Annotated in this window: 12 protein-coding genes; 4 read left to right on the forward strand and 8 right to left on the reverse strand. The window is 34.8% G+C overall.

Translation table 11 applies throughout. The features are described 5' to 3' along the window. Positions 1–10: 10 nt before the first annotated feature. Positions 11–454, reverse strand: a complete 444-nt coding sequence (locus tag NWE55_RS09535) for a nucleoside deaminase (RefSeq protein WP_155090926.1) — start codon at positions 452–454, stop codon at positions 11–13. 72 nt (positions 455–526) lie between these two features. Here NWE55_RS09535 and NWE55_RS09540 point away from each other — a divergent pair, with 72 nt between their 5' ends. The 3 genes from NWE55_RS09540 to NWE55_RS09550 are packed head-to-tail and all read left to right on the forward strand — an operon-like array spanning position 527 to position 4232. Next, the gene (locus tag NWE55_RS09540) at positions 527–2293 is read left to right on the forward strand and encodes a 1-deoxy-D-xylulose-5-phosphate synthase (RefSeq protein ID WP_155090925.1); all 1767 of its coding nucleotides are present in this window, start codon (positions 527–529) and stop codon (positions 2291–2293) included. Between the two features lie 3 nt (positions 2294–2296). After that, complete coding sequence (locus NWE55_RS09545) at positions 2297–3514, forward strand: DUF3078 domain-containing protein (protein ID WP_230381476.1); 1218 nt, start codon at positions 2297–2299, stop codon at positions 3512–3514. Between the two features lie 10 nt (positions 3515–3524). Beyond that, entirely contained in the window at positions 3525–4232 is a 708-nt protein-coding gene (locus NWE55_RS09550) for a porin family protein (RefSeq protein WP_155090924.1), read from the forward strand. On the opposite strand, the gene NWE55_RS09555 is transcribed toward NWE55_RS09550, so the two are convergent. The 7 genes from NWE55_RS09555 to NWE55_RS09585 form a co-directional block, all read right to left on the reverse strand. Further along, positions 4227–4847, reverse strand: a complete 621-nt coding sequence (locus tag NWE55_RS09555) for a hypothetical protein (protein ID WP_155090923.1) — start codon at positions 4845–4847, stop codon at positions 4227–4229. The two genes, NWE55_RS09550 and NWE55_RS09555, sit on opposite strands and share 6 nt — an antisense overlap. Positions 4848–4893: 46 nt before the next feature. Then, positions 4894–6351 (reverse strand): RNA polymerase factor sigma-54, encoded by a 1458-nt coding sequence (gene rpoN / locus NWE55_RS09560; RefSeq protein WP_155090922.1) that lies wholly within the window; start codon positions 6349–6351, stop codon positions 4894–4896. Positions 6352–6464: 113 nt separating this feature from the next. Then, on the reverse strand, positions 6465–7898 hold the full coding sequence (gene asnS, locus NWE55_RS09565; RefSeq protein ID WP_155090921.1) for an asparagine--tRNA ligase: 1434 nt from the start codon (positions 7896–7898) through the stop codon (positions 6465–6467). 224 nt (positions 7899–8122) lie between these two features. Continuing rightward, a complete protein-coding gene (locus NWE55_RS09570; RefSeq protein WP_155090920.1) occupies positions 8123–9211 on the reverse strand; it encodes a Glu/Leu/Phe/Val dehydrogenase dimerization domain-containing protein in 1089 nt (362 codons plus the stop codon). A 217-nt stretch (positions 9212–9428) separates the two neighbouring features. Then, positions 9429–9992 (reverse strand): ribosome recycling factor, encoded by a 564-nt coding sequence (gene frr / locus NWE55_RS09575; RefSeq protein ID WP_155090919.1) that lies wholly within the window; start codon positions 9990–9992, stop codon positions 9429–9431. A 9-nt stretch (positions 9993–10001) separates the two neighbouring features. Next, positions 10002–10721 carry a UMP kinase gene (gene pyrH, locus NWE55_RS09580; RefSeq protein WP_155090918.1) on the reverse strand — a complete coding sequence of 240 codons (720 nt, stop codon included), beginning with the start codon at positions 10719–10721 and terminating at the stop codon, positions 10002–10004. Between the two features lie 46 nt (positions 10722–10767). After that, positions 10768–11562 carry a patatin-like phospholipase family protein gene (locus tag NWE55_RS09585; RefSeq protein ID WP_155090917.1) on the reverse strand — a complete coding sequence of 265 codons (795 nt, stop codon included), beginning with the start codon at positions 11560–11562 and terminating at the stop codon, positions 10768–10770. A gap of 75 nt (positions 11563–11637) precedes the next feature. Here NWE55_RS09585 and NWE55_RS09590 point away from each other — a divergent pair, with 75 nt between their 5' ends. Continuing rightward, positions 11638–12234, forward strand: a complete 597-nt coding sequence (locus NWE55_RS09590) for a thioredoxin family protein (RefSeq protein ID WP_155090916.1) — start codon at positions 11638–11640, stop codon at positions 12232–12234. Positions 12235–12562 lie beyond the last annotated feature (328 nt).

Below are 12562 nucleotides of genomic sequence, written 5' to 3' on the forward strand. Positions count from 1 at the left end.
AGCAATTTTATTATGTTCTTTTTTTATTAAAAAATTCAATCATTAAGTTACTACATTCTTTTTGTAGTACACCAAATTTAATAGTCGTTTTAGGGTGTATTTTACCGCCCATTGCTCGATAGCCTCGTTTCTCATCTTCCGCGCCACATACAATTTTAGAAATTTGACTCCAATAAAGAGCTCCTGCACACATTTGGCAAGGTTCTAAAGTTACGAATAAAGTACAGTTCTTTAGGTACTTAGCGTTTAAAAAATTAGCTGCTGATGAAATAGCTTGTATTTCTGCATGGGCAGTGACATCGTGTAGTAATTCTGTCAGATTGTGGCTCTTTGCAATAATTTGATTATTGGCTACTATGATTGCCCCAACAGGTATTTCGCCTTTTAGAGCAGCTTCTTTTGCTTCATTGATTGCAATTTGCATGAAGTATTCATCAGAAAGTATATCAGTCATTGTGGTCTTAACATATTAAAGAATCAAAAGTAAAAACAAAATTGTAATTTTGTTTTTTATTTGTTAAAAAGAATGTCTTACACTATACTAAATCAGATACAAAACCCAAAGGACCTCAAGAAACTTACTATTGGTGAGTTAGAAGAATTAGCTCGTGAACTTCGACGTTTTATAATTGAAGTTGTGGCTACCAAAGAAGGGCATTTAGGTGCAAGTCTGGGTATGGTGGAACTGTCCATAGCATTGCACTATGTTTTTGATACTCCAAGTGATCAACTTGTATGGGATGTGGGACATCAGGCTTACGGACATAAGCTGCTTACTGGAAGGTTTAAAGACTTTTATTCCAATAGACAGAAAGGTGGAATAAGTGGTTTTCCAAAGAGAGATGAGAGTGTTTATGATGCTTTTGGTGTTGGTCACTCATCAACTTCTATATCAGCTATTCTTGGGATGGCAATTGCTTCTAAGTTGCAGGGTAATACTAAGAAGCAACATATCGCTGTTATTGGCGATGCATCGATAGCGGCTGGTATGGCTTTCGAAGGACTAAATCACGCCGGAGTTTCCGATACAAATATGCTTGTTATTCTCAATGACAATGCCATTGGTATTGACCCAAGTGTTGGCGCTTTAAAGGATTATTTAGCCTCAGTTAAGCAAGGGAAGAATCCCCGTGTTAACAATATGATCAAATCTCTTCACTTTAAGTATGACGGACCTTTAGATGGACATAATTTGCAGGATCTGATTAAAAAATTAGAACAACTTAAAAAGAGAAAGGGACCTAAGTTTCTGCATTTGATTACAACAAAGGGAAAAGGACTTAAACAAGCAGAGGAAAACCAAGTGAAGTACCATGCTCCTGGTAAGTTTAATAGTCAGACAGGTGAATTACTAAAAGAAAAGACAGAGCAATTTCCAGCTAAGTATCAGGATGTCTTTGGGCATACTTTAGTAGAGTTGGCTAAGGCAAATCCAAATATTGTTGGTATTACGCCTGCTATGCCTACAGGAAGCTCAATGGGCTTTTTGATGGATGCCTTTCCAGAACGTGCTTTCGATGTAGGAATAGCCGAACAACATGCCGTAACATTAGCTGCGGGAATGGCTACTCAAGGTTTACTGCCTTTTTGCGCTATTTATTCTACCTTTTTGCAGAGAGCTTATGATCAGATTATTCACGATGTTGCTCTACAGAAGTTGCCAGTTGTTTTTTGTATTGACAGAGCTGGTTTAGTGGGGGAGGATGGAGCTACTCATCAGGGAGTATTTGATTTAGCTTATTTATCATGTATTCCCAATCTGATTATTGCTGCTCCTTTGAATGAAGTTGAATTGCGCAATTTGTTGTATACTGCTCAATTGGAAACTGAGTTACCTTGGGCTATACGCTATCCTCGCGGTAGAGGAGTACTAAGGGAAGATTGGAGACAATCTTTTTCAAAAATAAGCATTGGAAATGTTCGTGAATTGCAAAAAGGAAATAAATTTGTCATTCTGTCTACTGGTACAATCGGTAATCACGTGATTAGTGCATTTAACCAGGTGCAGAATAGTGCATGGGGTCATTGTCATTTTACCTTTGTCAAACCATTGAACGAGGTGGAATTGCATAGAATATGTCAGCAGTATGAGCGAATTGTCACTATCGAAGATGCTTCTGTCTCTGGAGGGTTTGGAAGTTTGATAAGTCAATTTGTAAGTAAGAATTATTCATGTGTGTCTGTTGAAAGTTTAGGTGTTCACGATCAGTTTGTCGAGCATGCTACTGTTCAGCAGCAATATGAAGAATGCGGTATAGATATAGAATCGATAATTAGAATTATAAAGGAATAAGTTTTGAAAAGGTTTACAAAAGTTTTAGGTAGTATTTGTTTTTTCTTTAGCATTTCTGTTGGGGGATATGCACAAGGTAATTTGATTGGTACTGATAGACCAGTGGCGCAGGTTGCCAAGGTGGAAGATGTTCAACGAGATACAGTTATAGTTCAAGAAAATCCTTTTAACCCTCTCATGGGATATATACCTCCTAAAGATTACAGTTACAACAGTATCAATTATACACGAGGAAGCGGTAATTATAACTTGCCTTTTTTTAAACCAGAAGTCTATGTGAAAGCGAGTAAACCCAAGTTTTCTGAAATTCAATTGAACTATAATCCAAAAATCGATTTACACGTTTTGCCTATTAACGATGAGATAATCGGTTATTGGGAAAAGAGCAATAAGCTTGGATTAGACCTGAACCAAATTGCCTTTGTGAATTGGAGTTCGGGTGGGGATAATTCTATTTCAGGGATTCTAAAAGGAGATTTTCAACGCAAGTATATAAAAGGACGATTAGTTTGGGATAATACTTTAAGTGTAAGATATGGTGTCAATAAACAGTCTGAACGCGAACTTCGCAAGACAGACGACGTTTTGGATATCAATTCTTCTTTTGGTTATAGAAAATCAAATATATCGGATTGGTATTACGTTGCTAAATTAAACTTTAAAACACAGTTTACGGATGGTTTTAATTATCCTAATACAGATGATCCAATCTCACGTTGGTTTGCACCAGCTTATTTGTTTGTAGGGGTTGGGGGTGAATATGTATTGCCGAAAAGCAGAATGAAGTTCTATATTTCGCCATTGACTTATAAAGCTACTTTTGTAGCCGATCAGACTTTAGCTAACCAAGGAGCTTTTGGGGTAACTAAAGCAGAAAAAGATGACTTGGGTAATATTTTGAGAAAAGGAAAAAAGTATAATGCCGAATTGGGTTTTTTATTGAGTAATGAATGGAAGAAAGAAGTGTTTAAGAACATACTTTTAGATCACAAGCTTACACTGTATAGCGATTATTTGAATAACTTTGGTAATATCTATGTTTCTTGGGAGTTAAAATTAGACCTCAAAGTAAATGATTACGTACGTGCCAATGTTGGTACCTATTTAATTTATGACGATAACGTAAAAACAAAAGTGGAACGCAACGGAGAGCAGGTGACAGAAGGACCTAAGGCACAGTTTAAACAAACCCTTGGTGTAGGTTTAGTATACACATTCTAAAATAGTAGCTATGAATAAAAAAATCTTTTTTACTGTATTGTTCTTTCATATCATTTCTATTTCATTCGGTCAGATAGAAGGAGAAGAATTCGTAGCGACGGACAGTTTGACTTCAGTGATTAAGGAAGTTGATTATAAGTACAGAGAAGATCAGTTTTATTTTGGTGTGACTCATACTTTGATGCAAGATAAACCCGCAGGTTATTCACCTTATTCATTTTCTATTGGTGTAAATGGTGGATTTTTGCGCGATTTTCCAATTAATAAAAGTCGCACTGTAGCAATTGCTCCTGGGATAGGTTACTCTTATTTAAACTTGAGAAGTAGTTTTGGTTTAAATGAGAATTTAGATTATGTCATCTTGGACAGTTATAAACAAAGTGCTTTATCAATTCACTCTATTGATTTTCCTATAGAATTTCGCTGGAGAAATTCAACTCCTGATAGCCATAAGTTTTGGCGTGTGTATTTAGGATTCAAAGCCAGTTATCGTTTCAGTGACCGCTTTAAAACTAAGACGAGTGAATATACAAGGTATTATCGAAATGACGATAATTTGAATAAATGGCTCTATGGTGTTTATGCTTCACTTGGATTTAATACGTGGAATTTCTACGTGTACTACGGATTGAACAATATCTATAAAAAAGATATGATTGCTAATGACTCTCAACGTTTGAAGATGTTGAATGTAGGGCTAATGTTTTACATTTTATAAAGTAAATATCTTAGCGTTGTATATAAAGAAAAATTGAGGTAGTATTCCAATTATTGTTCCTAAAATAACCTCTAACGAAGTGTGTGCTTTTAGGTATAATCTCGCACTTCCAATTCCTCCTAATAGCATTACCATTGCTATAAGTAGTATATGCCCTTGTATTTGATATTGAACTAATAAGTAAACAGTAAAGGTAATCATCGATGAGAATAACGCCATATGAGTACTGCATTTCTGTTTGACAAAAAGAAAGAGAAGTAAAAGAGTATAGGTGCATATCAATCCCCAAAAGTAAAGCTTAAGTTCGTACGCACTATTCTCCATTAAGATGTAATCTTTTAGGCTGATTAACAAGATGATATTGACAAAGAAAGGAAGAAGTCTCTCTCTTGGGTTATTCAGCATAACTGTTGAACTAATCAGCTTTAGGGAATGTAACAACAGGTAAATTGTAATAGGTAAGAGTATAGTGATAATACCCACTTGAATGGATATAATGAGTATTTCTGTACTATTAAAAAAGTCACTTGTAAAGTAAAAATAAAGCAATACCGTAAATAGGGGAATTACTATAGGGTGAAATAGATAAGATAATATTTTAAGAGTTTTTTCCATATTGTTATTACCTTAAAACAAAGTGTAGCTTCACTAAATAGAAAAATTAAATGCGTTTGCGCATTCTCGCCACAGGAATATCTAATTGCTCTCTATATTTAGCAACTGTTCTCCTTGCAATAGGATAGCCCTTTTCTTTTAATAATTCAGCTAATTTATCATCAGGATAAGGTTTGCTCTTTTCCTCATCATTAATGATGTTTTGGAGTATTTTTTTGATTTCAATAGTAGATACTTCTTCTCCTTGATCATTAACCATAGCTTCCGAAAAAAAGTTTTTGATTAAATGCGTACCGTAAGGCGTATCCACATATTTGCTATTTGCCACTCTTGATACAGTAGATATGTCTAAGCCAATTACATCAGCAATATCTTTAAGGATCATTGGTTTTAACTTAGTCTCATCACCAGTCATAAAATATTCTTCCTGGTAGTCCACAATAGCGCGCATGGTTACATAAAGTGTTTCTTGACGCTGTTTAATAGCATCAATAAACCATTTAGCTCCATCTAACTTTTGTTTGATAAACTGAACCGCATCTTTTTGAGCGTTGTTGTTTTTAGAAGACTCTTTGTAAGATTGCAACATCTCTTGGTAATCCTTAGAAACGTGTAATTCAGGTGCATTACGACCATTGAGAGATAGTTCTAATTCTCCATCCACTATTTTAATGGTAAAGTCAGGGGTGATGTGCTCTACTATGCGGCTATTTCCAACATAGGCACTTCCTGGTTTTGGATTTAACTTTTCAATTTCGTCTATGGCATTTCGAAGTTGATCTTTGGTCACTCCGTATTTTTGAAGTAGCTTATCGTAATGTTTTTTAGTAAAAGAGTCGAATTGATTTTCTATGATGTCTTTTGCTAATTCTATTGCATCTGTAGGTGTTTTATGTCTTAGCTGAAGCAGTAGACATTCTTGTAAATTTCTGGCACCTACACCAGATGGCTCTAATTCATGTACAATAGTTAAGATTTTCTCAACTGTTGCTTCATCTGTATAGATACCTTGAGTAAAAGCTAAGTCATCGACTACATCCTGTATTTCTCTGCGTATATATCCCATATCGTCGATACTACCTACAAGAAATTCAGCAATAGCTCTGTTTTCATCTGTTAAGATGAAAGTGTTCAATTGGTTTAATAAATCTTGGTGAAAACTGTCAAAAGCAATGATAGGTGCTTCATAGTCTTCATCATCTTTACTGTAGTTGTTAGCTTGTAATTTGTATTCAGGTGTCTCATCATCACTTAAATACTCGTCAATATTAATATCCTCAGTCTCTATTCTGTCATTGTCAAAATCATCATATTCATCCGCATAGTTATCTTCTTCATGCGTAGATTCGTTTTCTTTACCACTTTCGAGGGCTGGATTTTCAATTAACTCTTCTTTCAACCTTTGTTCGAAGGCCAAAGTAGGCAATTGAATTAGCTTCATCAACTGTATTTGTTGAGGTGATAATTTTTGCGATAACTTTAATTGAAGACTTTGTTTAAGCATTTTGTTTAATAATTGTGCGAATAAAAAAATGTTTACTTTATTACAAATAATTATTTATCAAAAATAATAAAAAAATGTGATAAAGTAAACATTATTAATAAGTATCAAGACCCTTAAAACTCTGCGCTTTGTGGAGTTCTTGGGAATGGAATTACGTCTCTAATATTGGTCATACCTGTCACAAAAAGCACAAGTCTTTCAAAACCAAGACCAAATCCACTGTGAGGAGCTGTTCCGAATTTGCGAGTATCTAAGTACCACCATAATTCTTCTTCATCAATACCCATTGATTTTATTTTATCAACAAGCACATCATATCTTTCCTCTCTTTGTGAACCTCCTACAATCTCACCAATTCCCGGGAATAAAATATCCATTGCTCTTACTGTTTTACCATCCTCATTCATTCTCATGTAGAATGCTTTGATTTCAGCTGGATAATCAAACAAAATTACAGGACATTTGAAGTGCTTTTCTACTAAGTAACGCTCGTGTTCACTTTGCAAGTCAGCTCCCCAACCATCGATGATGTATTTGAATTTTTTATTTTTATTAGGCTTAGAGTTTCTCAATATATCTACTGCCTCTGTATAGCTAACGCGTTTGAAATTGTTTTCCAATACAAAGTTTAGCTTCTCTAATAAAGACATATCACTTCTCTCTGCCTGTGGTTTGTTCTTTTCTTCGTCTTGTAAACGCTTATCTAAGAATACTAAATCATCATGACATTTTTCTAAGGTATATCTCACAACGTATTTAATGAAATCTTCTGCAAGATCCATATTGTCGTCTAAGTCATTAAAAGCTACTTCAGGCTCGATCATCCAGAACTCTGCCAAGTGACGAGAAGTATTTGAATTTTCAGCTCTAAATGTAGGACCAAATGTGTACACAGAACCTAAAGCCATAGCATAAGTTTCTGCTTCTAATTGACCAGATACAGTTAGGTTAGTTGATTTCCCGAAGAAGTCTTCTTTGAAGTTCACTTTTCCTTCTTCAGTTCTCGGTACGTTGTCAAAATCTAAAGAAGTAACTCTGAACATTTCTCCAGCTCCCTCTGCATCCGAACCTGTAATGATTGGCGCATTGAAATAAAAGAAACCATTATCTTGAAAGTATTTGTGTACTGCATAAGATAAAGTACTTCGAACACGCATAATTGCTCCGAACATATTTGTTCTGATTCTCAAATGCGCATTTTCACGTAAGAACTCTAAAGAGTGTTTTTTAGGTTGAATAGGGTATTCTTCTGGATTCGCCTCGCCGTAAACTTTTAATTTATTTACTTGAATTTCCACGTTCTGTCCAGCTCCTTTGCTTTCGATTAATGTACCAGTAACAGAAATAGCAGCACCTGTATTTACTTTTTTAAGTAACTCTGCTGGAAATTTGTCTAAATCTACTACACATTGAATGTTGTTGATTGTAGAACCATCATTTAATGCAATAAACTGATTGTTTCTAAAGGTTTTTACCCATCCCTTAGCTTTAACTTCATGCAGTAGGTTTTTACCTGTTAGAAGATCGACGATTTTCGTATGTTTCATGATGAAATATAATTTTAATAATCTGTATGTCTGTTTTTAAAAAACAAAATACTCGCAAATTTAGTAATTTTCTATCTATAATAGAAGATAATTGTCATATACCCATATTAAATTGTATCGCTTTTTTTTGTTTTCGATTAGATTCAGTTAAAAGTTCTATCCTCACAAAAAAAGTCAGCTCTATTACCTGCTGACTTTTCATTTGACTTAGTGAGTACACTGTGTTATCTTTTTTTGTAAATGCGTTCTTCTGCTTTTTGCATTGCTGCCTGAAGGGTTGTTATTTTTTTATTTTTAGCATCGTTTAATACTTCTAACGTTGTGTTGTAGATGTTTTCGGTGCGTTTTAACGCTTCATCTTGTCCATAGTGAACTATTTCCCCAAAAACATTTATTATTCCTCCAGCGTTGATTAAGAAGTCTGGTGCATATACGATTCCTTTGTCTTGTAGTATTTTGCCGTGAACTTGCTCTACTGCCAATTGATTATTAGCTGCTCCAGCAATTACTTGAGCTTTTAGTTTGTGAATAGAATCATCATTTATTGTCGCTCCTAAAGCACAAGGTGAATATATATCCATATCTTCAAGAAACAAATCAGCTCCTGTGAAAACCTTTGTGTTGTATTTTTGAGAAACGTATTCTACGCGTTCTTTATTTATGTCTGTTATCGTTACGATAGCTCCATTTTCAGTAAGGTGTTTTACAAGTGTTTCGCCTACATTACCTATACCTTGTACAAATACTTTCTTGCCGTTAAGGTCATCGGTACCCCATTTGAAATTTGCCGCAGCCTTTAACCCCATGAAGACTCCATAGGCAGTGACAGGTGAAGGGTTACCAGATCCACCAAGCTCTTTTGAAATTCCCGTTACGTGTGGGGTAATTGAGTGTATTAAATCCATGTCAGCTGTAGTAGAACCTACATCTTCTGCTGTTATATATCGACCACTTAGTGAATCTACATATTTAGCAAAAGCCTTAATCATCTCTGGAGTCTTATCTTTTTTCGAATCTCCTATGATTACTGCTTTACCACCTCCTAAATCTAAACCTGATATTGCCGATTTATAGGTCATTCCCCTGGATAAACGAAGTACGTCGTTTAAAGCTTCCCATTCTGATTGATAGTTCCATATTCTCGTTCCACCTAAGGCAGGTCCTAAATTGGTATTGTGGATACCGATAATAGCTTTTAGTCCTGAATCTTTGTCGTGGCAAAAAACAATTTGTTCGTGATTGTCAAAGGAAAACTGACCAAATACGGGATTAGATTTTTGTAATTCTTCTGGTGTAAAGGTTCTTGTAGTCATAATACTTACTGTTTTTTGTGATTTAATTCTTGTAAGTTAGTGAAACATATTGAATTAGCGTATGATAAATATTATGTTTTAGCGATGAGTATAAAAAAAATCCACAGTGCTGTGGATTTTTTAAAAATTGATTATAAGAATAATTCTTTAGAAGTTTATACTCTACAACTTATCGAAGAAGTAGAAATAAAAAAATCCGCAAACCTGCGGATTTTTTTTAAACTTTCATGATTTCAGCTTCTTTAACAGCCAATATATCATCTATTTTTTTAACGAATGCGTCAGTTAATTTTTGAACTCTTTCTTCAGCGTCTTTACACATATCTTCTGAAGTTCCGTTTTTTTCTTCTTTCTTGATGTCATTATTAGCATCTTTACGAGCATTTCTGATACCTATTTTAGCATCATCAGCTTCAGATTTAGCTTGTTTCGCTAAGTCTTTACGTCTTTCTTCTGTTAACGCAGGGATGTTAATAATGATGTTATCTCCATTATTCATTGGATTCAATCCTAAGTTTGCAATCATAATTGCTTTTTCAATAGGTTGTAACATGTTTTTTTCCCAAGGAGTAACAGTTAATGTACGCGCATCAGGAGCATTGATATTTGCCACCTGTGATAGCGGAGTTTGAGAACCGTAGTAATCTACAAACACAGCTCCTAACATTTGAGGAGAAGCTTTTCCAGCACGAATATTTAATAATGATTTCTCTAAGTGAGCTACAGTGTTCTCCATAGACTCTTTTGCAGAGTCAATTATTAAGTTGATTTCTTCTGTCATAATTATAGGTTAATTTATGTTCACAGACACAGTTGTTCCAACTGTATCGTTCCCTTGACAAACTTTTAATAAATTATCTTCTTTATTCATGTCGAATACAACGATTGGCAACTCATTTTCTCTACTTAGTGTAAATGCCGTTGTATCCATTACGTTTAATCCTTTTGTCAGTACATCACTGAAAGTGATTTTTTCAAATTTAATAGCTGAAGGGTCTTTTTCCGGATCTGCCGTGTAAACTCCGTCTACTCTTGTACCCTTTAAGATTACGTCAGCGTTAATTTCCACCCCTCTAAGTACTGCAGCAGTGTCAGTTGTGAAATAAGGGTTACCAGTTCCAGCTCCGAAGATGATAATTCTTCCTTTTTCCAAGTGTCTCACTGCTCTTCTTTTGATATAAGGCTCAGCTACAGCTTCGATTTTTAAGGCAGTTTGCAATCTTGTTAACATACCAGCAGCTTCTAATGCTCCTTGTAAAGCAAGTCCGTTGATTATTGTCGCAAGCATTCCCATGTAGTCACCTTGTACACGGTCCATTCCAACATTTGCTCCAGCAACTCCTCTAAAAATATTTCCTCCGCCTATAACAATCGCGATTTCAACACCTAAGTCGTGAACTTTTTTAATTTCAGCAGCATATTCTGCTAATTTTTTTGGATCAATACCATATTGTTGATCTCCCATTAGAGCTTCTCCACTTAATTTTAGTAGAATTCTTTTGTATTTCATCGAAAGATTATTTTTAAAGTTTTGCAAATATAAAGATTATATACTTCTATAAAATAGCTTTTTGTAATTTATCTTGATTCCTTTGATAGGATTCCTTAGCGGCTTCATACCCAATGTTGTATATTTTATCCATTTTTTGACGATTTCGTTCAAAAGTAGAATAGTTTATTAACTCTTGAGGTTCAATCAACCAGTCGCACTTCTTACTCTGATGAATATTGCTCATAGCTGTCATTAATTCATAGGCACGAAGGGTGACAGCGCGTATAGAACTCAATTGGTCTTGTGGAACTTCTTGGATTGGTGTAACATTTATACCTATAACAAAATCGGTTACTTGTTTCATTATATTGATAGGGAAATTGTTTACAATACCACCATCACTATATATTTTATCCCCTATTTCGTAGGGAGAGAATATTCCGGGGAAGGCACTTGAAGCTAAAATAGCATCAGCTACTTTTGTATTATTATCAAAAATATGTAAAGTGCCTTTTGAAATATCTGTTGCTGTAATATACACTGGAATAGTTAGTTCCCCCAAAGTTTTATCACTAAAGACTTTGTTTAGATATTTATCAAATGCGTTTACATCGATCAAGCCTGCTTTTTTTAAGGTGAAATGTTGCCAATTGAATAAATTGACAGACTTAAAAAAATCTAATATTTCTCTTGGTGGCATTCCATACGAATACAAACAGGAAACTATTGATCCTGCACTTGTGCCTGCAAGTGATGTAGGCTTTATGTTCTGTTCCTCTAAAAACTCTAATGCTCCTGCATGAGCGAGTCCTTTGTAGCCGCCTCCAGATAAAACTAATCCTATAGTTTTCTTACTCATAGTCCTTTGTATTGTTAAAGTGTTTTGCTTAAAAAAGATGTATCTTTGAAATAACAAAGAATAAATTTACACAAAATGATACAGATAGACCTGAAAACGCTTGATAAAAGTTTTACTTACAGTGAATTTAGAACTTTCGTTAGCGAAGCTTTGGCAAATAATATTGCTGCTTTAGAGATTGATGAGAGTTATTTGAGCTATGCTCAATTGAATGAAACGCGCTTGAATAGATTAGATAAAACTTTAAAAGTCGGAGAAGAAGCTGCTGCTTATTTGCAACAATTGAAAAAAGATTACTTGTGGTTGGTTATCTCTGAATCTTGGTGTGGTGATGCAGCGCAAATCGTACCCATGATTAATAAAATGGCTGAATCATCTGACCGCATTGATCTAAAGCTTGTGTTCCGCGACAAGAACCTTGATTTGATGGATCAGTTTTTAACTAATGGAGGTAGAGCTATTCCAAAATTGATTATTGTTGATAAGGAAACGATGCAAGTTGTAGCTGATTGGGGACCACGTCCTGTTTTAGCTCAAAAACTTGTAGAAGACTACAAAGCGGCTCACGGGACAGTTGATGAACAAGGAAAAATCGAACTGCAAAAATGGTACACAAAAGATAAAGGTAAAGAGGTTGAAAGTGAAATTATAGCACTGATGAAATCTATCTAATTCCTGAGAATATAATAAAGCTCTTTCTTACTAACGAAGGAGCTTTTTTTAATGTGTTTTATCTACTTAAGTATTCGTTCTTTTAGAAGTCTCTGTCTCTTGGTTGTCTTGATAATATCAGTGTTTATATGCTCGAGTACTCCTTTTGTCTCTCCTCATTTTATCTCGTGATTTCGAATGTTGTTTTTGTGTTTCTGAGCTGTATTTACTTTAGTTTTATTGATTGAAAGAAAAGCAAAGCAGTAGTTAGCAAATAGGTATCTTGTAGTAAGGTATTAGCTTCGTGATATTGCCTTATTCTAAAGATAAATTGACTTTATGTGTAAAG

The organism is Myroides albus (genome assembly GCF_024722315.1).
Classification (GTDB): domain Bacteria; phylum Bacteroidota; class Bacteroidia; order Flavobacteriales; family Flavobacteriaceae; genus Flavobacterium; species Flavobacterium album_A.

Excerpts from the sequence above, each read along its gene's own strand:
- NWE55_RS09535 (WP_155090926.1), bottom strand. The coding sequence starts at position 454 with ATGACTGATATACTTTCTGATGAATACTTCATGCAAATTGCAATCAAT.
- NWE55_RS09540 (WP_155090925.1), top strand. The coding sequence starts at position 527 with ATGTCTTACACTATACTAAATCAGATACAAAACCCAAAGGACCTCAAG.
- NWE55_RS09550 (WP_155090924.1), top strand. The coding sequence starts at position 3,525 with ATGAATAAAAAAATCTTTTTTACTGTATTGTTCTTTCATATCATTTCT.
- NWE55_RS09555 (WP_155090923.1), bottom strand. The coding sequence starts at position 4,847 with ATGGAAAAAACTCTTAAAATATTATCTTATCTATTTCACCCTATAGTA.
- rpoN (WP_155090922.1), bottom strand. The coding sequence starts at position 6,351 with ATGCTTAAACAAAGTCTTCAATTAAAGTTATCGCAAAAATTATCACCT.
- asnS (WP_155090921.1), bottom strand. The coding sequence starts at position 7,898 with ATGAAACATACGAAAATCGTCGATCTTCTAACAGGTAAAAACCTACTG.
- NWE55_RS09570 (WP_155090920.1), bottom strand. The coding sequence starts at position 9,211 with ATGACTACAAGAACCTTTACACCAGAAGAATTACAAAAATCTAATCCC.
- frr (WP_155090919.1), bottom strand. The coding sequence starts at position 9,992 with ATGACAGAAGAAATCAACTTAATAATTGACTCTGCAAAAGAGTCTATG.
- pyrH (WP_155090918.1), bottom strand. The coding sequence starts at position 10,721 with ATGAAATACAAAAGAATTCTACTAAAATTAAGTGGAGAAGCTCTAATG.
- NWE55_RS09585 (WP_155090917.1), bottom strand. The coding sequence starts at position 11,562 with ATGAGTAAGAAAACTATAGGATTAGTTTTATCTGGAGGCGGCTACAAA.
- NWE55_RS09590 (WP_155090916.1), top strand. The coding sequence starts at position 11,638 with ATGATACAGATAGACCTGAAAACGCTTGATAAAAGTTTTACTTACAGT.